Raw genomic sequence first — 209 nt, forward strand, 5'->3', positions numbered from 1 at the left:
GCCGGCATGCTCCGCGCCTTCCAGTTCGGCGCCCCGCCGCACGGCGGCATCGCCCCGGGCGTCGACCGCATCGTCATGCTCCTCGCGGACGAGCCCAACATCCGCGAGACCATCGCCTTCCCCCTCAACGGCAACGCCCAGGACCTCATGATGGGCGCCCCCACGGAACTGGAGGAGGCCCGCCTGCGCGAGCTGAACATCCAGCTGCG

The 209-nt window shown here is 71.8% G+C and carries 1 protein-coding gene; it reads left to right on the forward strand.

What is annotated here, in order from left to right; genetic code table 11:
* On the forward strand, positions 1 to 209 hold a 209-nt coding region (locus tag ADL08_RS15675; RefSeq protein ID WP_324610438.1), incomplete at both ends, for an amino acid--tRNA ligase-related protein.

The sequence above is a fragment of the Streptomyces sp. NRRL F-6492 genome (assembly GCF_001280125.1).
Taxonomy (GTDB): Bacteria; Actinomycetota; Actinomycetes; order Streptomycetales; family Streptomycetaceae; genus Streptomyces.